Origin of the sequence: Thalassospira sp. MCCC 1A02898, assembly GCF_001618185.1 — a bacterium.
Taxonomy (GTDB): Bacteria; Pseudomonadota; Alphaproteobacteria; order Rhodospirillales; family Thalassospiraceae; genus Thalassospira; species Thalassospira tepidiphila.
In genome coordinates this window covers 91,987-114,822 of record NZ_LPXK01000001.1, presented here as the reverse complement: position 1 = coordinate 114,822, position 22,836 = coordinate 91,987, and the positions used below count along the sequence as shown (strand labels likewise).

At 56.4% G+C, this 22,836-nt stretch carries 17 protein-coding genes; 5 read left to right on the top strand and 12 right to left on the bottom strand.

Annotation, left to right across the window (positions count from 1 at the left end):
* Window position 1 precedes the first annotated feature (1 nt).
* The 4 genes from AUQ41_RS00530 to acs all read right to left on the bottom strand — a co-directional run bounded on the left by AUQ41_RS00530 (window position 2) and on the right by acs (window position 7,399).
* Window positions 2-1,492, bottom strand: a complete 1,491-nt coding sequence (locus tag AUQ41_RS00530) for a SulP family inorganic anion transporter (protein ID WP_198155599.1) — start codon at window positions 1,490-1,492, stop codon at window positions 2-4.
* Window positions 1,493-1,806: 314 nt separating this feature from the next.
* Window positions 1,807-3,972: a methyl-accepting chemotaxis protein gene (locus AUQ41_RS00525; RefSeq protein WP_143588760.1), complete on the bottom strand. Its 2,166-nt coding sequence runs from the start codon at window positions 3,970-3,972 to the stop codon at window positions 1,807-1,809.
* Window positions 3,973-4,156: 184 nt separating this feature from the next.
* A complete protein-coding gene (locus AUQ41_RS00520; protein WP_063085842.1) occupies window positions 4,157-5,239 on the bottom strand; it encodes a tartrate dehydrogenase in 1,083 nt (360 codons plus the stop codon).
* 216 nt (window positions 5,240-5,455) lie between these two features.
* Entirely contained in the window at window positions 5,456-7,399 is a 1,944-nt protein-coding gene (gene acs / locus AUQ41_RS00515; RefSeq protein WP_008889038.1) for an acetate--CoA ligase, read from the bottom strand.
* 514 nt (window positions 7,400-7,913) lie between these two features.
* On the opposite strand from acs, the gene rmuC reads away from it, so the two are divergent.
* Complete coding sequence (gene rmuC, locus AUQ41_RS00510; protein WP_063085839.1) at window positions 7,914-9,425, top strand: DNA recombination protein RmuC; 1,512 nt, start codon at window positions 7,914-7,916, stop codon at window positions 9,423-9,425.
* Window positions 9,426-9,585: 160 nt separating this feature from the next.
* The gene (gene def, locus AUQ41_RS00505; protein ID WP_063085836.1) at window positions 9,586-10,104 is read left to right on the top strand and encodes a peptide deformylase; all 519 of its coding nucleotides are present in this window, start codon (window positions 9,586-9,588) and stop codon (window positions 10,102-10,104) included.
* A gap of 63 nt (window positions 10,105-10,167) precedes the next feature.
* Here the strand turns inward: def and AUQ41_RS00500 are convergent, their stop codons facing one another.
* Window positions 10,168-11,154: a hypothetical protein gene (locus AUQ41_RS00500; RefSeq protein ID WP_063085833.1), complete on the bottom strand. Its 987-nt coding sequence runs from the start codon at window positions 11,152-11,154 to the stop codon at window positions 10,168-10,170.
* A 59-nt stretch (window positions 11,155-11,213) separates the two neighbouring features.
* Here AUQ41_RS00500 and fmt point away from each other — a divergent pair, with 59 nt between their 5' ends.
* Together fmt and AUQ41_RS00490 are read left to right on the top strand one after the other, a co-directional pair.
* Complete coding sequence (gene fmt / locus AUQ41_RS00495) at window positions 11,214-12,140, top strand: methionyl-tRNA formyltransferase (RefSeq protein WP_063085830.1); 927 nt, start codon at window positions 11,214-11,216, stop codon at window positions 12,138-12,140.
* The gene (locus AUQ41_RS00490; protein ID WP_063085828.1) at window positions 12,140-12,682 is read left to right on the top strand and encodes a GNAT family N-acetyltransferase; all 543 of its coding nucleotides are present in this window, start codon (window positions 12,140-12,142) and stop codon (window positions 12,680-12,682) included. The genes fmt and AUQ41_RS00490 overlap by 1 nt, the downstream gene beginning before the upstream one ends.
* Before the next feature lie 16 nt (window positions 12,683-12,698).
* Here AUQ41_RS00490 and AUQ41_RS00485 read toward each other — a convergent pair whose 3' ends face one another.
* Complete coding sequence (locus AUQ41_RS00485; protein ID WP_008889044.1) at window positions 12,699-13,682, bottom strand: LysR family transcriptional regulator; 984 nt, start codon at window positions 13,680-13,682, stop codon at window positions 12,699-12,701.
* Between the two features lie 138 nt (window positions 13,683-13,820).
* Here AUQ41_RS00485 and AUQ41_RS00480 point away from each other — a divergent pair, with 138 nt between their 5' ends.
* Window positions 13,821-14,003 carry a hypothetical protein gene (locus tag AUQ41_RS00480; protein ID WP_008889045.1) on the top strand — a complete coding sequence of 61 codons (183 nt, stop codon included), beginning with the start codon at window positions 13,821-13,823 and terminating at the stop codon, window positions 14,001-14,003.
* A 166-nt stretch (window positions 14,004-14,169) separates the two neighbouring features.
* Here the strand turns inward: AUQ41_RS00480 and AUQ41_RS00475 are convergent, their stop codons facing one another.
* The 6 genes from AUQ41_RS00475 to AUQ41_RS00450 form a co-directional block, all read right to left on the bottom strand.
* Entirely contained in the window at window positions 14,170-15,477 is a 1,308-nt protein-coding gene (locus AUQ41_RS00475) for an MFS transporter (protein ID WP_063085825.1), read from the bottom strand.
* 193 nt (window positions 15,478-15,670) lie between these two features.
* A complete protein-coding gene (locus AUQ41_RS00470) occupies window positions 15,671-17,686 on the bottom strand; it encodes a TRAP transporter permease (RefSeq protein ID WP_063085821.1) in 2,016 nt (671 codons plus the stop codon).
* Between the two features lie 5 nt (window positions 17,687-17,691).
* On the bottom strand, window positions 17,692-18,168 hold the full coding sequence (locus AUQ41_RS00465) for a DUF1850 domain-containing protein (RefSeq protein WP_231959662.1): 477 nt from the start codon (window positions 18,166-18,168) through the stop codon (window positions 17,692-17,694).
* A gap of 31 nt (window positions 18,169-18,199) precedes the next feature.
* The gene (locus tag AUQ41_RS00460) at window positions 18,200-19,165 is read right to left on the bottom strand and encodes a TAXI family TRAP transporter solute-binding subunit (RefSeq protein ID WP_008889049.1); all 966 of its coding nucleotides are present in this window, start codon (window positions 19,163-19,165) and stop codon (window positions 18,200-18,202) included.
* Window positions 19,166-19,625: 460 nt separating this feature from the next.
* Window positions 19,626-21,035, bottom strand: a complete 1,410-nt coding sequence (locus AUQ41_RS00455; protein WP_198155598.1) for a sigma-54 dependent transcriptional regulator — start codon at window positions 21,033-21,035, stop codon at window positions 19,626-19,628.
* Entirely contained in the window at window positions 21,032-22,747 is a 1,716-nt protein-coding gene (locus AUQ41_RS00450; RefSeq protein WP_063085816.1) for an ATP-binding protein, read from the bottom strand. The genes AUQ41_RS00455 and AUQ41_RS00450 overlap by 4 nt, the downstream gene beginning before the upstream one ends.
* Window positions 22,748-22,836 lie beyond the last annotated feature (89 nt).

Sequence of the window (22,836 nt, the reverse complement as noted above, 5' to 3'; positions counted from 1 at the left end):
CCTAGTGGCCCATCAGGCGTTCAAGCGCGCCGGGCTTATCGTGGATGGCCAGTTTATCGACGATTGTCTCGCTGGCTTCATTGAGACCGATCAACTCGACTTCGGCCCCTTCACGGCGGAATTTGAGCACGACCATATCAAGGGCTGCAACACTTGAAATGTCCCAGATATGCGCGTGGCTGACATCAATCGTGACCTTGTCGAGCGCTTCGCGGAAATCAAACGCCTTGGTGAAATCTTCGACCGAGGCAAAGAAAATCTGGCCGCGCACTTCATAGGTGCGGTGCGTGCTGTCGGGCGAAAGCGTGCTGGTGACACGGAAAATCTGCGCGATCTTCCAAGCAAAGAAAATACCCGAAAGCAAGACACCGACCAGAACACCGATTGCAAGGTTGTGCGACCCCACCACCGTGATCACGGTTGCCAGCATCACGATCGACGAGCTGCGCGGATGGGTCCTGAGGTCCTTGATCGAGGACCAGCTGAATGTCCCGATCGACACCATGATCATGATGGCGACAAGGGCGGCCATCGGAATGATCGCCACCAGATCGCCCAGAACCACAATCAGGATCAAAAGGAAAATCCCGGCAAGGAAGGTCGACAGACGGCAACGGCCACCCGATTTGACGTTGATCACCGACTGGCCGATCATCGCGCAACCCGCCATACCGCCGATAAAGCCGGTAAAGAAGTTGGCGATCCCCTGGCCATAGCATTCGCGCGTGCGGTTGGATGTTGTGTCGGTCAGATCATCAACGATCTGGGCCGTCATCAGACTTTCCAGAAGACCCACAGCCGCGACCGCCGCCGAATAGGGCAGGATGATCAGGAAGGTATCAAGATTAAGCGGCACATCCGGGAAATAGATCGCCGGGAAGGCATCAGGAAGCGCGCCCATATCGCCCACGGTGCGCAGATCGGCATCGATAAAGAATGACAAGCCGGTCAGAACGATGATGCAAATCAGCGGCGACGGGATGACCTTGGTGATGCGCGGGAACAGATAAATGATGGCAAGGCCGCCTGCGACCATCACATAGGTCATGGGGCTGACATTGGTCAGTTCCGGCAGCTGGGCCATGAAGATCAGGATGGCGAGCGCATTGACAAAGCCGGTCATGACCGACTTGGAGACAAAGCGCATCAGAGAGCCAAGACGAAGGGCACCGGCCAGCATCTGAATGACACCGGCCAGAACGGTCGCGGCCAGCAGATAATCCAGCCCGTGTTCACGGACAAGCGATCCCATCAGAACGGCGGTGGCGGCGGTGGCCGCCGAAATCATGCCCGGACGGCCGCCAAAGATGGCGGTGATCACGGCAATCGAGAAGGAAGCATAAAGCCCGACCTTCGGGTCAACACCGGCAATGATGGAAAAGGCAATCGCCTCAGGGATCAGGGCCAGCGCAACCACAAGGCCCGAAAGCACATCGGCGCGAATGTTGCCAAGCCATTCAGCCCGCAAACGCGGCAGAAAATCGCTATTCACAGAAAATCTCCGTCTCGGTCAAGCCCGACCGCGCAATCGCCTGATCTGGCGATTGATTGTCCCGCGGGCTGGAATGTCATCAGGCGGTCTTCATGATCCGTCAGCCGGAAATTCAGCGACAGGTCTCCCCAAGACCATCCCGTTCGTTGCTGCGTCGCAGCAGGCTGTACCTATACCAATTTAAAGATTGGCACAACCGTGACACGGATTTGCCAAGGCATTTTGGCAAGCGCCGGACGGATAAAAAAACTGCCGGGCACTGAAGTCCCGGCAGGCGCAGTTTGGCGGAGGCCACAAAACTTTTGCCGATGTTGCTAGCCGGTGGCGCGCTCGTCGATCTGGATCGCTGCGAGGAACAGGTCGATCTCGCTGCGCAGATTTGCCGCCTGAACGGAAAGTTCATCTGCTGCGTTGGTTACATCGCGGGTTGCGTTTTCACTTTTGCAGGCGGCACTTTGAACACCATTGATGCTGTCGAGGACTTCGCGTGTGCCCTGTGCGGTGTCGCGGGCGCGAAGCGCGATATTGCTGGTGGCTTCACCCTGCTGGGTGACAGCCTGGGCCACCGTGTTCGAGATCGAGTTGATTTCATCAATGACCTCGGAAATATCGCGCATGGCTGTGACGGATTCCTGGGTGGCCTCCTGAATGGCCAGGATCTGCTCGCTGATTTCGCCGGTTGCGCGACTGGTTTGCGCGGCAAGGTTTTTGACTTCGTTGGCGACCACGGCAAAACCTTTGCCGGCTTCACCCGCCCGGGCTGCCTCAATCGTCGCATTGAGGGCCAGAAGGTTGGTCTGGGATGCGATATCACTGATCAGCGTGATGACTTCGCCGATTTTAACCGTACTTTCCGACAGGCTTTGGACCAGCCGGTTGCTGTGTTCTGTCCGGGTGACGGCACCTTGGGCGATGGTGCTTGAGGTTCGGACATGATCACCGATTTCCGCGACCGAGGATGACAGTTGCGTCGCGGCACTGGCGACGGAATTGATGTTGTCAGACGCACGTTCGACAATTGTCACGACACCGCTTGCAAGGTGGGTTGTGTCAGAAACTGCACCGGACATGACATTGGCCGTATTGCCCATCGATTCCGATGCATGGCACAGCGCCTGAACAACATTGTCCGCACGGGTGCGGAAAGTATCGACTGCATTTGCAACGGCGGTAGCACGTGCAAGTTTTTCGCGGTTTTCCTCTTCGCGCTGACGGGTCAGGCGATCATTTTCCAGAAGGCTCTCTTTGAAATTGGCCAAGGCCTGCATGATGCGCGCGATGGCATTGTTGCCTTTGGTCGGGGGGATTTCGGCGTCGAGTTTCCCCGCGGCCAGCTGTTCCATCATGCTTACTGCATGGGTCAGTGGGCGCGTGATGCCCCGACCCAAAGACCAGCCGACAATGGTGGCAATGGCGGCGACAATGACAAGGATCAGCAAGGAAGCATTGCGCATGTTGATCGTCGGTGCGAACACTTCATCGGCGGAAACTGTTGCAACAAGGGCTAGCCGGGAGCCGAGGATTTCCAGCGGGGTATAGGCCGAGACCACCTCTGTCCCGCCGAAATCATCAACCGTCATGGTGCCTGTTTCACCAGCAAGTGCGCGGTCGACCGGGGCTGCGCGGATTTCGCGCCGAAGGCTGGTTGGTTCGTTCATCAGGCGGGTGTCGTTGCGCATCAATCCATCTGCACCGACAAGATACGTATCGCCCGTTTCCCCAAGGCCCTGTGCGCCCTGCAATGTATTGTTGATGCGGTCTACCGGAATACGAACGGCCATAACGCCGATCAGGTTGCTGCCCGCTTCGTCATAGACGGGGGCTGCCATAAAGGCAGAAGGCTGAACATCGGCAAGGGTATATTGGCTGAAATCGATGAAACTGACGGCTCCCGGCTCTGCATTGCTGGCAGCGACAAAGGCCCGCCCCAAACCGGTCGATGCATAGGCATCCTGACTAAGGTCGATTGAGAAATCGTCAGTTTTCGAGACACTGTAAAGGACACTGCCCTGTGTTGCGATCAGATAGATATCGCCATAGGAACGTTCGCGCCGCAATTGGCGAAGCCACGGGTGATACTGTTTGTGGATGTCAGAATAGGTAGAGCCATCCGCCGCCTTGTCGAGCATGTCTCGTTCAGAGGCGTTATGTGGATTTTGTTTGATGTAGAGATCGTGCAAAGTTGCCATTGCACTGCTGCCCAGATCGGACCAAGCAAAATCAAAAATAGTGATCGATTGGCGCAGCGCAGGGCTCGAAGACTGCAACACCAGATCCTGTTCGATGGATCGGAAATAGCCATCCAGTTCGCTTTGCCGCGCACTGACAACGGCGGAGAGCTTTTCGGTGGCCCCCATATTCAACGCATCGCGCGCAATCAGATAACTTGAAAGGGCCGTGGTGGCAGCAGCGACGATTGCCAAAATGGCGATTGTCGTCGGGATGACGCGACGCAAAGACATAGAGGCAAGGAACGACACCAGACCCTCCTGACCGATTTCTGGAATGAGTGTTCAATTACTCAGTAAAGCAAAAATCCGATCCGGCGAATTCACATGCTTGTGTCTAGGGTGTGAGCGTGGACGTGGTGCCAAACGCGAAAAGCCTGATCCCCGGTTGGCAGGGATCAGGCCATGTTTTCAAGCAGTTCGGCTGTTTTTCGCCTCAGGCGTTGTCGCGCAGCGCCTTGGCGATTGCCTCGCCGCAGGTGACGGTATTGGCCTTGCCGCCAAGGTCGGCGGTACGCAGGTTTTCATCGAGCAGGACGGCCTCAATCGCGCGCATGATCGCATCATGGGCATCGGTGTGGCCGAGGTGATCAAGCATCATTGCCCCTGACCAGATTTGCCCGATCGGGTTGGCAATGCCCTTGCCCGCAATATCCGGGGCCGAACCATGGACCGGTTCGAACAGGGAGGGGAATTTGCGTTCCGGGTTGATGTTTCCCGATGGCGCGATGCCGATTGTGCCCGTGCAGGCCGGGCCAAGGTCAGACAGGATATCGCCAAACAGGTTCGATGCCACGACGACGTCAAAGCGGTCCGGGTTCATCACGAACTGGGCGGTCAGAATATCGATATGGTATTTGTCCCAGGTGACGTCGGGATAGTTTTTCGCCATTTCGATCACGCGTTCATCCCAATAGGGCATGGTGATTGAAATGCCGTTTGATTTGGTGGCGGATGTCACATGTTTGCGCGGGCGTTTCTCGGCCAGTTCGAACGCATATTTCAGGATGCGATCAATGCCGGTGCGCGACATGACGGTTTCCTGAATGACGATTTCACGGTCCGTGCCGGGATACATCTTGCCCCCGACCGAGGAATATTCGCCTTCGGTGTTCTCGCGCACGACATAGAAATCAATGTCACCCGGTTTGCGACCGGCGAGTGGCGATGGAACACCGGGCATCAGTTTGGCCGGGCGCAAATTGACATACTGGTCAAAGTCGCGGCGGAACATGATCAGCGAGCCCCACAGCGAAATGTGGTCCGGTACCGTATCGGGCCAGCCGACCGCACCAAAGAAGATCGCATCGTGCGGTTCGATCTGTGCGCGCCAGTCATCGGGCATCATTTGGCCGTGCTTTTGATAGTAGTCGCACGAGCCGAATTCGAATTCATTAAACACCAGATCGAGGTCGAACACTTCGGCGGCGGCCTTAAGCACGCGGATGCCTTCGGGCATGACTTCGGTTCCAATGCCGTCGCCGGCGATGACTGCGATTTTATGGGTGGGGCGTGTCACGGTGCTGTTCTCCGCTGATGTGTGTTTTTGGTGGCTTGTCGGTTTGGGGATTATTGCGTTGATAGGACGTTTCGTCGAGCCCCGGAAGCGATCCGGATTACAGTACTGATTGCAGCCCGGATACAAGAAAGGCCCCCACCATTGGCAGGGGCCTTTCCGTGTAAGGGTATCTGGCGACGAGAGGCCGCCGGAGTTTTGGTCTTAACGATTCAGACCTTAGCGATTTTGGCGGTTATCGATCAGGTCATCGACAACACCCGGATCGGCAAGGGTCGAGGTATCGCCAAGCTGATCATATTCGTTGGCAGCAATCTTGCGCAGGATACGGCGCATGATCTTGCCCGAACGGGTTTTCGGCAGACCCGGCGACCACTGGATGAAGTCGGGGCTTGCGATCGGGCCAATTTCCTTGCGGACCCATTTGACCAGTTCGGCGCGCAGTTCGTCAGTCGGTTCTTCGCCGGCATTGAGCGTGACATAGGCATAGATGCCCTGACCCTTGATGTCGTGCGGAACGCCGACCACGGCGGCCTCGGCCACCTTGGAATGCGCGACCAGTGCGCTTTCGACTTCGGCGGTGCCCATACGGTGACCCGATACGTTGATCACGTCATCAACACGGCCGGTGATCCAGTAATAACCATCATCATCGCGACGTGCGCCATCACCGGTGGTGTAGACGTTTTTGAACGTGCTGAAATAGGTCTGAATGAAGCGTTCATGGTCACCATAGACCGTACGCATTTGACCGGGCCAGCTGTCCTTGATGACAAGGTTGCCATCGGTTGCGCCAGTCAGTTCCTTGCCCTCGTTATCCAGAAGGGCTGGCTGAACACCAAAGAACGGAAGCGTCGCCGAACCCGGTTTCAGGTCGGTCGCGCCCGGCAGCGGCGTAATCAGGATGCCGCCGGTTTCGGTCTGCCACCAGGTATCGACAATCGGGCAATTCTTTTTGCCGACATGCTCGTAATACCATTCCCAGGCTTCCGGGTTGATCGGCTCACCCACCGAACCGAGGATGCGCAGGCTGGACAGATCAGCCTTGTTCACAAAGCTTTCGCCTTCGCGCATCAGGGCACGGATCGCGGTCGGTGCGGTATAGAAGATGTTGACCTTGTGCTTTTCGCAAACCTGCCAGAAGCGCGATGCGTCCGGATAGCTCGGCACACCTTCAAACATCAGGGTGGTGGCACCATTGGCCAGCGGACCATAAACGATATAGCTGTGACCGGTGACCCAGCCGACATCGGCCGTGCACCAGTAAATGTCGCCTTCATGATAGTCGAAGACGTATTCATGGGTCATGGATGCGTAAACGAGGTAACCGCCCGAGGTGTGCAGAACACCCTTCGGCTTGCCGGTCGAGCCCGAGGTATAAAGAACAAACAGCGGGTCTTCGGCGTTGACTTCGGTCGGCGGGCAGTCGGTAGAGGCTGCTTCGCAAACTTCATGATACCAGACGTCGCGCGCATCGTTCCAGGCAACGTCCTTGCCGGTATGCTTGACGACGACCATTTTCTCGACCGATTTCACACCCGGATGCGACAGGGCTTCATCCGCATTGCGTTTAAGCGGGACTGAGCGGCCACCACGCAGACCTTCGTCAGACGTGATAACGACTTTCGCACCGCAATCCTCGACGCGGCCAGCAAGCGCTTCGGGCGAGAAACCGCCAAAGACGATCGAATGGATCGCGCCGATACGCGCGCAGGCCAGCATGGCAACCGCGGCCTCGGGGATCATCGGCAGATAGATGACAACGCGATCACCCTTGGCAACGCCCATCGATTTCAGCGCGTTGGCGAAACGACACGTGCGCTCATAAAGATCGCGATAGGTGATGTGTTCGGAGACGTTGGGATCATCGCCCTCGAAGATAATCGCGGTCTGGTCGCCGCGCTTTTCAAGGTGGCGGTCAAGGCAGTTGGCCGCGACGTTGAGCGTCCCGTCCTCATACCATTTGATATAGAGGTCTTTGGCGTCGTAGCTGACGTTTTTGACGGTTTTATAGGGTTTGATCCAGTCAATGCGTTTGCCGTGTTCGCCCCAGAAGCCTTCCGGGTCTTCGACCGACTGCTTGTACATGGCGTCGTATTTTGCCTTGTCGATCAAAGCGCCCTTCGCGATGTCGTCAGGTACGGGATAAACGTTCGCAGACATATGTGGCCTCTTGTTCGTTTCCTGTGGTCTCTAGGTCGGCACCGGGGTGTTTTCGATGACTTTTCCAACGGGCTCGAAAAAGGCATCCGTCCGATGCAGTAATTTCGGTGCGGTTCAGAACCTGCTTTGCCATGCTGCCCGGTCCGGTGTGTGATCGGTCCCGTTCAAAGGGGGCGGGCACGGCAAAGTTACTCCTGTCGCTTGCGCCCTATGCTAGTGCGCAGAGAGTATTGAGGGAATACAACTTAAGACGGGGGCGGGCCTGGCCGGGTGCACGTTGGTTCGCGCGCGTTTGCCGCAACAGCTGGCTTGGTCGTCATCTTTGGCCGCCTTGGGTGCCGATCCTTGGTTCTGTTCCCTTATCCAATTGAAATATATCCGAAATTCCGGGCTTCGCCAGTGAAGCCGATTACATTTTTTCCGGGCGTGGGTGTGGGGCCAGCTTGGTTCGGTTCTGGATTTGACGGAACAAAACAGATACAAAGAAGCCAGCACGTAATCAAATGGTGGGATAATGGATCCGATTTCTTTGGCAGCAGGTGCGCTTGGCGCGTCTGTTCTGGCACTTGTCTTTAGCATCATGATGGTCAAGCGCATCAAGGATGCCGCAGAGGCCGAGACGGAGTCGCGCACAGCCCTTCTGGCGTCCCAGCTTGAACATGCAGACAATACCCGGCGTGATCTTGCGACCGAGGTGGCCCAGATGCGTGAAAAGCTTTCCGAGGCATCGGAAAAGCGCGCCATTGCCGAAACCACGGCCAACCGGGTGCCGGTGCTTGAAGCCGAGATGAAGGAACTTCGCACCGCCCTTGATCACTGGCGCGAAAAGGGATCCGAGCTTGAAACCGCGCTTGAGAAAGAGCGCGAGGCGGCCAAGGAAAAACTCGAGATGCTTGAAGATGCCAAGACCAAGCTGCTTGATAGCTTCAAGGCCCTGTCGTCTGATGCGCTCAAGGTCAATAACGACGAGTTCATGAAGCTGGCGCGTGAAAACTTCTCGCGCCTGCAGGAAGGGGCCAAGGGCGATCTTGAAAAACGCCAGCAGGCAATTGACGGGATCGTAAAACCCATCCGGGAACGGCTTGAAGCCTTTGATACCAAGGTTAACGAACTTGAAAAAAACCGCAAGGAAGCTTACGGCGAGCTGCGTGAGCAGGTCGGGACCCTGGTGCAATCGCAACACAAATTGTCCAAGGAAACCCAGACGCTGAGCTCGGCCCTGCGGTCGAGTTCATCGGTGTCGGGCAAGTGGGGCGAATTGCAGCTTAAGCGCATTGTCGAACTGGCCGGGATGCTCAAGCATTGCGACTTTGACGAACAGGTGCATTTCAACACCGACGAAGGTGTCCAGAAACCCGACATGGTCATTCACCTGCCGGGCGGCAAGAATATCGTGGTCGACGCCAAGGCCCCGACATCGGCCTATCTTGAGGCGATTGACGAGAAATATGACGACGATCGCCGCGAAGCCTTGATGGCGACCTATGTCACCAATGTGCGCAAGGTGATCACGGATCTCTCGAAAAAATCATACTGGAAGTCGGTCGACAGTCCGGAATTTGTCGTGCTGTTCCTGCCCGGTGAAAGCTTCTTCTCGGCCGCCCTTGAACGCGATCCGCGTTTGATCGAGGACAGCTTCCGCGACGGGGTGATTTTGGCAACACCGACAACCTTACTGGGCCTGCTTAAGGCCGTGTCATATGGCTGGCGACAGGAAGCGCTGGCCGAAAGCGCACGCGATATCAGTGAAATCGGCTTGCAGCTTTATGACCGCCTGGGTGCGCTTGCCAAGCATTTCTCATCGATGGGGAAATCGCTTGAAAGTACGGTCAAGCATTACAACAAGACGCTGGGGTCACTCGAAGGATCGGTTCTGGTGTCGGCGCGCAAGCTTAAAGAAAAGCATATCGTCTCAGATGACCGCATGATCGAGGAACCGTCCCCGTCGGAAACCCATGTCCGCGAAATCACCAAGACGGAATTGCTGGCCGGGCCAGAGGCTGCGAAGCCAGACGCCGGGGATTGAACCAAACCGGTTTGGGCGCAGAACCCTTGTGCGCGACATGGCAGCCATCACGGGTAAATCGGGCTGTTTGCTTGACTTGGGCGTGGGGAAACCTTATCTCGAAGCGCGAAATTCGCTATAATAATATATTGCATCAAGTTCGAAACCGGATCAGAGACCCATGGCCCTGCGTGAAATTCTTATCGTTCCAGACCCGCGCCTGAAAAAGGAATGCGAACCGGTCACGGAAGTGAATGATGAGATCAAGACCCTTCTGAATGACATGCTTGAAACCATGTATGCGGCACCGGGCATTGGCCTTGCGGCACCGCAGATCGGTGTGATGAAACGCGTGGTGGTCATGGATGTGTCCGATGACAAGGACAAGCCGGAACCGCTGAAGCTGATCAATCCGGAGATCATTTGGGAATCTGAGGAAACCTCGATCTATCAGGAAGGCTGCCTGTCGATCCCGGAACAATATGCCGATGTCGAACGCCCGGCCGAAGTCGGCATGCGTTACATGGATGAAAACGGCGAAACGCACGAGATCGAGGCGGACGGGTTGCTTGCGACCTGCATCCAGCACGAGATTGATCACCTTGATGGCGTGCTATTCACCGACTATCTCAGCGCGCTTAAGCGCAACATGATCCTGAAAAAAGTCCAGAAGCTGCAGAAAACCAAAAAGTCTGCCTGAGACGTTTGATCCGAAACGCATGCGAAGGGCCGGTTTTCCGGCCCTTTTGTTTTGTGTGGGTTACTATTTGCGGGGTTTTATGTCGTTCGGATCCAGCCCGACGATCCAGCCCTCGCGGTTCAGAATGCTTGGTGTGCGGGGCAGATGTTCGGGGCGGCGGCCCTCGGCGATTTCGATCAAGCCCATTACACCAATCAGGGCGTCAAAGGCATCGTCCTTGCCGTGGTCCGGCCCAAAGCCATCCTTGATGTCGTCCCAGACCGCACGATTGATTTCAATGCCTTTGGTTTGCGCGTTATCGCGGAGCTTGTGCAGGTATTTTTTGCGGCTGGGTTGAATTGATTTAGTCAACTCACTTGTATCAGAAAGCCAACCGTAGATTTCGCCGGGATAGGTTTCAATCAGGGTGACGCCGGGGGATTTGCAAAGGCTTTCAAGATCGCCCGAAAACGGCCAGATGTTAAATCCATCGGCATATCCCGGCATGATCAGGTTTTTGAGGCCATGCAGCATGCCTTTGCCGACCTGATTGGCGCCAAGCGTCCAGAAGGGCGGGCAGGCAGCGTTGCGTTGGGTGGTTGGAAATTCGCAGGCGCGATGAAGTGCGTTGAAATCGGCCAGGCCCAGTGCCTTGATCAGATGATCGCGTTTCACGCTGCCCTTAATGCCAGAGCTTTGCGGATAGAATGGCCGGGTATGCCGGATTTCATCCGGTGATTGGCAGACTTCAAAGAATTCCTGCCATTCATCGGTTTCAAGCAATCCGAGCAAGGATGTGAAGTCTTTGACATTCGCGCCATCATACCACGCGTCAAGAAAGCCGATGGGCATATCAAGGCCAAGCCAGAGCGCGTCCTTCTTGCCATGCGCGGCAAGCGATTGGCGAAATTGATGGAGCATCCCGACCGGCTCGATGGCGTGGATTTGCCAGCCAGTATCGGTGCGCCTGGCTTTGGCGACCCAGCGGCCCTTGGCCGACAGGCTCCAGTCCGCATGCCAGATGTGGCTGACCGGGTATTTCGGCGATTGAGGTAAGGCTTGGCTTGTCATTTGGGCAGGATAACGCCAAATTGCCGCCAGACGACTCAAAAGATGAATGGACGAGTGATATGACCAAGCTGCGCATTGCCTTTATGGGAACCCCGGACTTTGCCCTTGTGGCGCTTAAGGATCTGGTGGCGGCGGGTCATGACGTGGTTTGCGTCTATTCACAGCCGCCGCGTCCGGCCGGCCGCGGGCACAAGGAAACGCCAAGCCCGGTGCATGCCTGGGCCGCCGCGCAGGGGATTGAGGTCCGCCATCCGGTGTCGCTGAAATCGGCCGAGGAACAGAAGGCCTTTGCCGATCTTGATCTCGATGTTGCGGTGGTCGCGGCCTATGGTCTGATCCTGCCGAAAGCCATTCTTGATGCGCCGAAATTTGGGTGTCTCAATATTCACGCGTCGCTTCTGCCGCGCTGGCGCGGGGCGGCGCCGATCCAGCGCGCCATTCTGGCCGGGGATGCGGCGACCGGGGTGACCATCATGCAGATGGATGTCGGGCTTGATACCGGCGACATGCTGCTAGTTGGCGAACTGCCGATCACGGCGGAAACCTATGCCAATGCGCTTCATGATGATCTGGCGGAACTTGGTGGCAAGATGATTGTCGAGGCGCTTGAAAAACTGCCCAAGGGGGAGCTTGTTGCCACCAAGCAGCCGGATGAGGGCGTGACTTATGCCGCCAAGCTTGAACGCGCCGAGGCCAAGCTTGATTTTGCCGATGATGCCGCTGCACTCGAGCGCAAAATTCGCGCCTTTACCCCGTGGCCGGGGGCCTATTTCGAACTCGGTAACGAACGGATCAAGGTGCAGGCGGCCGAGGTGATGGATCAGTCCGGGCCGGTGGGTGAGATCCTTGATGACAAGTTGACGATTGGCTGTGGCACCGGTGCGCTGCGTCCGACCCGTATTCAGCGACCGGGCAAATCGGTGATGGATACCGACGCGGTCCTGCGAGGCTATGACAAGCTGGCCAAGGGCGTAAAGCTCGGCTGATGGCAAATATCACGGCACATACCGGTGGTGATGTGACGATCCGGCCTGCCTTTAACCGCGATGGCGATGGCATTGCCGATCTGATCGCGCTGGTTTTTGCCGATTATCCGGGGTGCGTGTTTGATCGCACCGCCGAATTCCCCGAACTTGATGCGATTGCCGATGACTTCAAGGCCGATGACGGCCGGATCTGGGTTGCGGTCGATGACCACGACCGGGTTCTGGGCTGTTTCGGGGTTAAGTATGACGTGGCCAGCCGCGAAGGCGAGCTTCACAAGGTTTATCTGCACCCGGCTGTGCGTGGGCGCGGCATGGCACAAAAACTGATGGCCAAGGCGTTGGCCTGGCTTGGCCAGACGCATCCCGAATGCGAAACGGTGATGCTGTGGACCGATACGCGGTTTGAGGCCGGGCATCGGTTCTATGAAAAATGCGGCTTTGCGCGCACAGGCGAAAGCCGCATTCTGGATGATCTTTCCAATTCGTCGGAATGGCAGTTCCGCTTTGACTTTGCGGCCTATCAGAAGGCGCTTGGCTTCTAGGCCGGGTGCCTATCAGCTATTTGCCAACGTCGCGGGCGGTTTTGCTGGTGTCGGTGGTGCCGTCACTGTTGCGGCGCACCGCACGGGCATCGCGGAAGCCAAGCTCCCACGGCGGGACCGGGGTGAATTTTTCGGCCAGGAAGTCAACAAAGGCGCGGACCTTAGGCGAGAGGTGGCGTTTATGCGGATATACCGCCGAAATCCACGCCTGATCATGGACATATTCGGTCAGAACCGGGGTCAGACGGCCGGTGCGGATATCTTCATGCACCAGATATTCGGCCAATCGCGCCATGCCCAGCCCGGCCAGAACAGCCTCATGGAGCACGTCACCGTCATTGGCCGAGAACGAGCCCTGTGCGCGGAAGGCCACATGACCATCGGGCGTTTCAAAGTGCCAGTCGTTAAAGCTTTCGCGTGACGACAGATGCAGACAGTTATGGTTTTCAAGGTCCTGCGGCTTGCGCGGGATACCGTTCTTTTCAAGGTATTCCGGCGATGCGACGATCATGCGCCGGTTGACCGCATATTTACGCGCAATCAGCGACGAGTCTTCGAGTGCCGAGAGGCGAATGGCAAGGTCATAGCCATCGTTGACCAGATCGGTGAATTTGTCATCAAGGGTCAGCTCAATCCGCACATCGGGATAGCGCGCCAGAAATTCCGGGATCAGCGGCACCACCTGCATTTTGGTGAAGGCGACCGATGCGTTGATGCGCAAGGTGCCGCGCGGGGCGGCATAAAGCTGGGTGACGACTTCTTCGGCTTCCTCGATCTCGTTTAGGATCGTGCGGGCGCGCTCATAAAAGGCGCGGCCTTCCTCTGTCAGGCTGAGCTGACGGGTGGTGCGCATCAAAAGACGGGCACCCAGGCGATCTTCAAGGCGCGAGATGTATTTCGAAACAGCTGACGGTGACAGACGCATTGTCCGGGCAGCGGCCGAGAAACTTCCTTCCTCGACTGCATGGACAAAGATTTCCATTTCCGCGGCGCGATCCATATTCAGCTTTCCTATTTATGACGGACATTCACAAGTAATGTGCATATTGAGGTAATTCTCTTTCCCCGTAAAGGAAATTAGATTGAGTTCATCGAGAGCGACACGGCGTCGCAACGAACGAAATTTTAGGAGGTCACCATGGCCACTTACGAAGAAATCACCACCCGTTACATCTCCACCACCGAAATCGAGGCAGGTGTACGTAAAGGTCAGCAGCTGCGCGCTGAATTCGTAGGCTCCTTCTTCCGTAACCTGTTCAAAGGTTCCGAGAAATCAGCCGACGTAAACCATCCGGCCGGCACCGTTGGCGGTGCTGCCTAACTGACGACCTAACTGCATGCGGTCGAGCGCCGATTGATTTCCTCCCCAAGAGGTGCTCCCGCAGGCAGGGACTATGACGACGGTTTCTATCTAGCGTCTTCCTCCCTATTTGACGCTGTTTTCCCGACTGGCCCGGTCACCTTTGTGATCCGGGCCATTTTTTTGCCTAATCGGCCTCTTTGGGGGCGATGTTGGGCGGCATGTAAAAGCCCGGCCGTTCCGAGAACCACGACCCCAGGCTGACGATGGCGGCGGCAATCAGGGTCACCACCAGCATGGTGGCAATCGACATGTCGGCGGCAAACATCCAGCCATAAATCGCCGGGCCGATGGCCGAGGCCAGCACCATGACAGCGGTCAGCGTACTGCGCACCGCGCCAATTTCATCAAGTGGCACCAGTTCGGGGATGATGGCGGTGCGCAGTGTTGTGGCAAATCCGACCGTAATGCCGACCAGCCCCATATAAATCAGGATCACCCACGGCGTGGTTGTGAGCGCCAGAATGGCAATGCCAACCATCATCGGGATCAGATGCCAGGGGAACAGGCGGCGCGCCGAATGTTTGTCAATCAGCGGGCCACTGCCAAACGCGCCCAGCACCGATGTAATGGCAAACACCGTAAACCCGGCGGCAAACCAGCCAAGCTCGATCCCCTTGCTGTTGGAAATCGCCCCCTGATGGAAAAAGAGCGCGGTCATGATCAAGGGTGGTGCGGCCAGCATCGGCATGCAGAACCAGACATAAAGCGATTTGAACAGGCGGGGGTGATCACTTTGGCTGGTGTCTGTCGGGGACTCGGCGTGATCCGCACTGTCCGGATCCGCGCCGGTGGCCGACTCGGTTGATTCTGCCGGTGATTTTGCCAATGATTTTGCAGGTGCCTTGCGGAATTTTGCATCGCTTCGAATAAGCCAGATCGCAACCGGCAGAAGGACCAGCAGAATAAACGCCGCCGACCCGGCATAGGTATATCGCCAGCCAAAGGCGGCAATCAGGGCCAACAAGGTGGCGGGCATGATCGCCTCTGCCAGGGGAAAGCCGAAACTGGCAATTGCCAGCGCCCGACCACGACTGCGCGAAAAATAGCGCGCTATACCGGTCATGCTGACATGGCTCATCAAACCCTGACCGGCCAGACGCAGGACAAACAGGGCGGCAATCAGCATCCAGACATTGCCCGCCAGCGCAATCATCACACAGCCAAGGGCCAGAAGCGCCATGGTGGCAAGGCTGTAGGACAGGATATCGACCTTGTCGATCCAGCGGCCAACGACCGGCAGGCAGAGCGCACTGGCAATGGTGATACCGGCATAGATATTGGCAAATTCGGTTTCATTGAGTGCCAAGCTTGCCGAGATGAAGGGCACAAACAGTGCGACCAGAAACGTTTGCCCGAATGAAGAGCCAAAACTGTGCAACGCGCCAAAGGCAAGTTGGCGGGGCGCTTGGCGAAGCAAGATCAAAAACTGCATGCGGATTCCGGCGAGGTATGAGTGGGGCGCGTGATTTAAGATTTAAATAGTATGAGGAATGTATCTGGCGTGTGAACACCTGTCTACCTGCCCGCATGGGTGGGGTGGGATCAGGTCGCCCGGGGATGCGGCAAAGAAAAAGCCCGCAAGCATTTCGCTTACGGGCTTTGACTTTCGTCGGGACGGAGATGGTTTAGCTTGCGGCGACTGCCGGTGTCGGAGTGTTCTTTTTGCCCTGCCACCAGTTGAAGGCCAGAACCGCAAGAAGGACGATCGTGCCAGCGATTTCTGCCCGGATGTCGGGATAGAACACGCCGATGGTTGCCGGAACGATGATAATGCGTGAAAGCACATCCATCGGGGCAAACAGATAGCCTTCAAGGGCGGCGGCAAAGGCGACCAGACACAGGATCGCGGTAAAGCCGGTCCAAAGGACGATCTGGATCGAACCGCCTTCGATGATTTCCGGATTGAAGACCATGAAGGCCGGGATCAGATAGAGACCCTTGGCAAACTTCCAAGCCTGAATACTGGTTTCCATCGGACTGGCGTTGGCAATTGCAGCCCCCGCGAAGCCCGCCAGGGCAATCGGCGGCGTGACGTTACTGTCCTGCGAGTACCAGAACACCACCAGATGGGCGATCAGAAGCGGAATGCCGAACTCGTTCGAAAGGGCCGGACCCACCAGAACGATCAGAACGATATAGGACGCCGTGACCGGCAGGCCCATACCGAGGATCAGGCTTGCGATCAGCACCAGAACAAGTGCCAGAACGATGTTGCCACCCGAAAACGCGATCATCATCGACGAGAATTTCAGGCCAAGACCGGTGACGCCAACCACGCCGACAATGATACCGGCAACCGCACAGGCCATCGACACAGCAACGGCGTTTTTCGCACCAAGTTCAAGGGCGGCAATGGTGATCGCGATGCCCTTGCGAATGGCGGCGACCAGTTTTTCGTGGCTTGGTTTTTCACCCTGCTGCGGGGCGACAAAGAAGAACCACAGCGCATAACGCAGGGCGGCAACCGCCATCACCGACAAAATGGCCCAGAAGCCCACCCGCATCGGCGAGATGTTAAGCACCAGCAGGTAAATCAGGATGCCCAGCGGCAGGATGAACTGCCAGCCCTCCTTGAGAACTTCTTTCCAGTCCGGAAGTTCTTCGACCGGCATGCCGCGCATGCCCTGTTTCAGGGCAACGATATGCACGAACAGATAAACCGTGCCGAGATACAAGATCGCCGGGAAGATCGAGACCAGAACGATGTCGAGATACGGCACCTGGGTATATTCGGAAATCAGGAACGCACCCGCCCCCATCAGCGGCGGGGTGATCTGGCCACCGGTGGACGCCGCGGCCTCAACACCGCCAGCCTGTGCCGGGCGGTAGCCGAGTTTCTTCATCAGCGGAATGGTAAAGGCGCCCGTGGTGACAACGTTGGCAATTGCCGACCCGCTGATCGATCCCATACCGGCCGATGCCAGAACGGCCGCCTTGGCCGGGCCACCCGGCTTTTTGCCGGTGGCGGCATAGGCCATATCGATAAAGAATTTGCCAGCACCGGTGACTTCAAGGAACGCGCCAAACAGAACGAACATGAAGATATAGGTCGCAGCAACCCCCATTGGCAGGCCGTAAATGCCTTCCTGACCGAGGTAAAGTTGCCCGACAAGGCGATCAACGTCATTGCCGCGATGGGCAAGAATGCCCGGAAGCCATTCACCAACCCACGGCAGCGCACCGCGCGGACCCGACAGGGCGTAAATGATGGCAACGATGCCAATCACGGTCATGCCAAGGCCAACCGCACGGCGGCTGGCCTCCAGCACGGTGACGGTGGCAATCACGCCGATGATCAGGTCGGTTTCGCTCCAGAAACCGGCGCGGTTGATGATTTCATCAAGAAAGAACGTAAGATAGAAGCCCGTGGTAAAGGCACCGGCAAGGAAGGCGAGATCAATCACCCAGCCAAGGAAGCCGCGCTTTTTGTTGCTGCCGAAAATCGGGAACATCAAAAAGGCCAGGAACATCACGAACGCAAGGTGAATACTGCGTTGATAGAACAGGCCAAGCGGCTCGATCCCTGCGCCATACATCTGGAACAAAGAGAGTGCGACTGCGACGATCGAGATTGCCCACAGAACCAGTTTTGGCTGTGGCAATCTATCCGTCATGGATGGCAGCGTTGCCTGTTCGGACATGAAATTTATTCCCCGGTATCAAGGCGGATGGTGACACGGGTGTGTTCAGCCATCTTTGAAAGGTTGATTTCGTCACGGTCGGTGACGATGCGGTGGTTCACCGCAAGTGAGCCGACGCGCAACACATAGGCATTGCCGCGTACAGGTTCGTCGATATCTTCGATCCAGTATCCGCCGCCTTCTGCGCTGGTCAGGATCCCGCGACCGGGATAATGACCAAGTCCCGCCGCGAAGTCGGGCTGATAGGCGCGATGGAGAACCATCTTGCCAAGATCGTCTACATAACAGTCAATCACGCCATCACCGGTGACAGAATGGTTCCAATACAGGCACCAGCCGGTTTGACGCGGAATTTCGGTTCTGGCCAGAAGCGCCCCGTCCTCACCAATCACCTCAAGATGATCAATGACGGTGCCGGGTTTGACGTGATCCTGATAGGCCGGGCCAGCACATGCCGTGATCAGGAGAAGAAGGGCGGCCATTGCTGGCCGCCCGAACTTTTGCAGAAGCATCTTACTTGATCAGCTTCGGCGGAATCGGCATGCCGGTTTCTTCGTAGTAACGAAGGGCGCCCGGATGCATCGGGATCGGGGTCGAGTTCAGAGCGAAATCAACCGTGGTGTCGTTTGCTGCCGGGTGGATGGCGATCAGTTCGTCGACCTTTTCAAACAGGGTCTTGGTGATCTGGTACGCCAGTTCCTCGTCCATTTCTTCGTTCACGAACAGAACGTTCGGGGTCGAAATGGTGTTAACCGGTGCAGTTACGCCTTCGTAAACGCCTTTACGCAGGGCGTACGGTGCGAAGGTCGGTTCTGCATCGAGGGCCGCCAGGATTTCATCGTCGGTCAGCGCGATCAGTTTGATTTCACGCGTGGTCGCGAGGTTCAGGATCGAGCTGGTGGGCGGACCAACGCTCCAGAAACCGGCATCGATGTCACCATCACGAAGGGCATCTGCGGTTTCGTTGAAGTTCAGGCGCTGTTCTTCGATGTCATCATAGGTGATGCCGTTGGCAGCAAGCAGGGTCTGTGCCGAAACTTCGGTACCCGAACCCGGTGCGCCAACAGAAACGCGCTTGCCTTTAAGGTCGGCAAGGCCGTTGATGCCGCTGTCGGCCATGGTGACGAGCTGAACAGCGTTCGGATAGATCGACGCCAGTGCGCGAACGTTATCAAGGGTACGGCCTTCGAATTTACCGGTGCCGGTGTAACCAGCATAAACGGTATCAGCCAGACCGATTGCGATGTCACTGTCGCCACGGGCAATCAGGCCCATGTTTTCAACAGATGCGCCGGTGACTTCGGCAACGGCACTGGTGCCGTCGATGTATTTGGTGATCAGTTCCGCAAGGCCACCGCCATACGGATAATAGGTGCCACCGGTACCACCGGTTGCGATTGACAGTTGCTGTGCCGACGCGGGTGCGACGGTCAGCATCATGGCTGCGGCTGCTGCGGTGAGCAGGGTACGGAGCTTCATGATAGTCCTCCCTAGGGTTAAACACTTAAGCGACGAATAGATCCAAGAGATCGTAAAACAATATGGGTCTTCACGTTCGTTGGCGGCCTGTAAACCGGGCCTGTTGTTTTTGGGTTTTCGAAGATGCCAGATGTTGATCGCAACATGGTTGGCCGATCAAGCCAGACGGGCACCCTTCAAAGACCAATTCCAAGAGATGATTTTAAGTCAGCCGTTTGAACCGTCCGAACTGGACCGGCTGTCAGATTTCCTCCCTCGGATTTTTATCAGTTTATCATTTTGGTGTTTTAAGCTGCAATGAGTATGCCAAACAGGAAATAAAATTAACAATTACAAATCAATGACTTAGATTGCCTCGATTTGTCAATTCGGCATAATCTTGCCGATTTACCAAAATGGATCGGCGGATTCTTGCCGATTTATTGCGCGTGCGAACAAAATATCGCAATGCAACAATACCTTAGGCCGGTTTGTCACGCCGGATGTTGAGCTTTTTCATTTTCTCGTTAAGCGTCCGGCGCGGGATATCGAGTTCTTCCATCACCGATTTCACATTGCCGTCATGGCGATCAAGCGCATCGCGAATGATGCGTTCCTCAAACTCGCGAACCTGATCGGCAAGGGCAAGATCGCCGGTGGGGGCTGTTGTTGTTTCAAAACCACCCTTGAACAGCCGTTTGAACCGTTCTTCAGGACTTCCGACCAAAAGAACATACCGTTCGGCCATGTTTTTAAGTTCGCGGACATTGCCCGGCCACTCATGTGCCCTGAGTTGTGCGATCAATGTCGGGGACAGGCGTTCATACGGGCGTTCGAAGCGTTCAGCCGCCCGTTCGGCAAAGATATCAAACAAAAGCGCGACATCATCCTGGCGTTCGCGCAACGGGGCGATGGACAGTTCGAACGTGTTGATGCGAAACAGCAAATCTTCACGGAAACTGCGCTCGGCAACCGCGGCGACCAGATCTTCGTTGGTAGCACAGATCAAACGGAAATCGACCTTCACTGGCGCGTTGGAGCCCAGCCGCACCACTTCGCGCTGTTCAATCACGCGCAGCAATTTGGCCTGAAGGGCAAGCGGCATACTTGAAATTTCATCGAGAAACAGCGTGCCGCCAATTGCATGTTCGATCCAGCCGATCCGTTGGCTTGCCGCCCCGGTAAAGGCTCCCTTTTCATGGCCAAACAGTTCGCTTTCGGCCGTGCTTTCGGGGATGGCGGCACAGTTTACCGCGACAAATTTTTCATCGCGCCGGTCGCTTAGATCATGGATGGCGCGCGCGACCAGTTCCTTGCCGGTGCCGGTTTCGCCTGAAATCAGAACCGGGACTTCGGTTGGCGCAATATTGGCGATTTCATCCTTGAGATTACGCATCGGCATCGAATTGCCGATCAGGCGGGATTCAAGGCTGCCGCGGCTTGCGATCTGACGCCGAAGGTTGCGGTTTTCAAGAACAAGACGGCGCTTTTCAATGGCGCGTTCAAGGCTTTCGACAATGTCTTTGGGCTCGAACGGTTTTTCGACGAAATCATAGGCGCCGCTTTTCATCGCCTCTACAGCCATTGGTACGTCGCCGTGGCCTGTCATCAGGATGATCGGGATGTCCGGGTCGGCGGCCAGAACGGAACGGGTAAAGGTAATGCCATCAAGCTTGGGCATTTTGACATCGGTCAGGATGACGCCGGCAAATTCGGGGCTGATATCATGCAGGGCCTGGCGGGCATCTTCATAGACCGTGACGTCAAAGTCGGAAAGTTCAAGCCACTGGGCAAGCGAGATGCGCATCGCCTCGTCATCATCGACAATGATGATGTGCGGTGTGATCTGAATTTCTGCGTCACTGTGTGGCACTTGCTTGGTGGTCGTCACGGTGTTTTACCCTTGAGTAACGGCAGTCGGACTTCGAAACAGGCCCCGGCCGTTTCGGTGTTATAGGCTTTTATGCTGCCCCCGAAGTCCCGCACAATGCCATAAGTTACCGAAAGTCCCAATCCCACGCCTTGTCCCGGATCCTTGGTGGTAAAGAACGGATCAAACAAAAGCGACAGGGTTTCTTCATTCATGCCAGGCCCGGTATCGGTAATCTGCATGATGACGTCGGTTTTGGTGCTCGTAAGGTCAATGCGGATGCGTTTGACCGAACTGTCGGCCATGGCATCCAGTGCGTTGCGGATGATGTTCACACAAATCTGTTCGATGCGCACAAGATCGGCCTGGATCACCAGCGGCGTATCGGGTTCATTGCGTTCAAGCGTGCATTCTTCCTGCTGCAATTGGGGGCTTAGCAATTGCAAGGTGTTATCAAGGGCGACCTTAAGGTCAACCGGCTCCAGCACGCCGGTGGATTTGCGCGAAAACGTCTTGAGCTGGCCTGTGATCGCGCCCATGCGTTCGGTCAGCGCCGAGATCTGGTTGATGTTCTGATCAAGCTTTTCGGTTTTGCCGCGTTCCAGCATCAGTTTGGCACTGGCACAGAATGTCCGGATGGCTGTGATCGGCTGGTTGATTTCATGGGCGATGGCAGCCGACATTTGCCCAAGGGCGGCAAGCTTTCCGGCTTGCACCAGTTCGTTCTGGGTACCGCGCAGTTCTTCTTCGGTTTTACGCCGAACGGCGATTTCTTCCTCAAGGCGGATGTTCAGTGCCTGAATGCGGGCAAATTCGCGTGCTTCGCGCTGGGAGGCGAGCTTGAGTTCGCGTTCGCGCAAAAACAGGATGATCAGAATGATCAGCCCGGCCCCACTGACGGCAATGAACAGGGCGGCGGCCTGACGGTTTGAAACATAATCCATCGATGTCAGGTAATAGAGCCGCCATTTGCTGTCTTGCATGTGTTTGTCATCAAACAGGAAACGTTCGGAATTGATGGTGACAATGCCCGTACCCTTTGCCAGTTGCTGGCCGATATCAAGGGATGCCAGTTCCTTGCCGGGATATTGTTGATGGCGGACAATCCGGCCGCGCACCTCGGGCGAGAGTTCGGACAGGGTGCGGTATTTCCAGTCGCCGCGACTGGTCATCGTGATTACACCGTCTTCATCGGCGACAAATACCGTCTCGCCGCCTTCCTGCCAGTTGCTTTCGACCTCATCGAGTTCGATCTTCACCACCGCAACGCCGATGATTTCATCGTCACCACGGATCGGGTTGGAAATAAACAGGCCGGCCCGCCCGGTGGTCACCCCGATACCAAAGAAAAATCCCTCGCCGCCGGTAATCGACTGACTGAAATAGGGACGAAATCCGTAATCCTCGCCAACAAAGCTGTCAGGGGTATTCCAGTTGCTTGCCGCGACTGTCATGCCGGTCTTGTCCATGACATAAAGGGCGGCCGCACCGGATCGTTGTTTGACCCGTTCAAGATACATGTCCGCGGTGCGGGGATTGCCGGTGCCGGTGATGGCGGCGATCACTTCGTGATGACGGGCAACGACATAAGGCAGATAGCGATATTGATCGACGGCTGCGCGCAGGGAACTGTCATAGAGCGCCAGTCGTGCCTGTGCGGTGCGATGCAATTCATTGATCGTCAGATTGCCGGTCGAACTGACAACAAGCCAGACAACAAGTGTCGAAATCAAAACCCCGGCAGCGGTCAGGCTGGCACGGCTGAACTTGCTTAACCAATAGAAAATCGCGACCTCCCGTCGGGTCAGGGATCAATTTGGTT

Bases quoted from the DNA above. Each gene is read 5' to 3' on its own strand.
- acs (WP_008889038.1), bottom strand. From the start codon at position 7,399: ATGTCTGCGAACGTTTATCCCGTACCTGACGACATCGCGAAGGGCGCT.
- rmuC (WP_063085839.1), top strand. From the start codon at position 7,914: ATGGATCCGATTTCTTTGGCAGCAGGTGCGCTTGGCGCGTCTGTTCTG.
- def (WP_063085836.1), top strand. From the start codon at position 9,586: ATGGCCCTGCGTGAAATTCTTATCGTTCCAGACCCGCGCCTGAAAAAG.
- AUQ41_RS00500 (WP_063085833.1), bottom strand. From the start codon at position 11,154: ATGACAAGCCAAGCCTTACCTCAATCGCCGAAATACCCGGTCAGCCAC.
- fmt (WP_063085830.1), top strand. From the start codon at position 11,214: ATGACCAAGCTGCGCATTGCCTTTATGGGAACCCCGGACTTTGCCCTT.
- AUQ41_RS00490 (WP_063085828.1), top strand. From the start codon at position 12,140: ATGGCAAATATCACGGCACATACCGGTGGTGATGTGACGATCCGGCCT.
- AUQ41_RS00485 (WP_008889044.1), bottom strand. From the start codon at position 13,682: ATGGATCGCGCCGCGGAAATGGAAATCTTTGTCCATGCAGTCGAGGAA.
- AUQ41_RS00480 (WP_008889045.1), top strand. From the start codon at position 13,821: ATGGCCACTTACGAAGAAATCACCACCCGTTACATCTCCACCACCGAA.
- AUQ41_RS00475 (WP_063085825.1), bottom strand. From the start codon at position 15,477: ATGCAGTTTTTGATCTTGCTTCGCCAAGCGCCCCGCCAACTTGCCTTT.
- AUQ41_RS00470 (WP_063085821.1), bottom strand. From the start codon at position 17,686: ATGTCCGAACAGGCAACGCTGCCATCCATGACGGATAGATTGCCACAG.
- AUQ41_RS00465 (WP_231959662.1), bottom strand. From the start codon at position 18,168: ATGGCCGCCCTTCTTCTCCTGATCACGGCATGTGCTGGCCCGGCCTAT.
- AUQ41_RS00460 (WP_008889049.1), bottom strand. From the start codon at position 19,165: ATGAAGCTCCGTACCCTGCTCACCGCAGCAGCCGCAGCCATGATGCTG.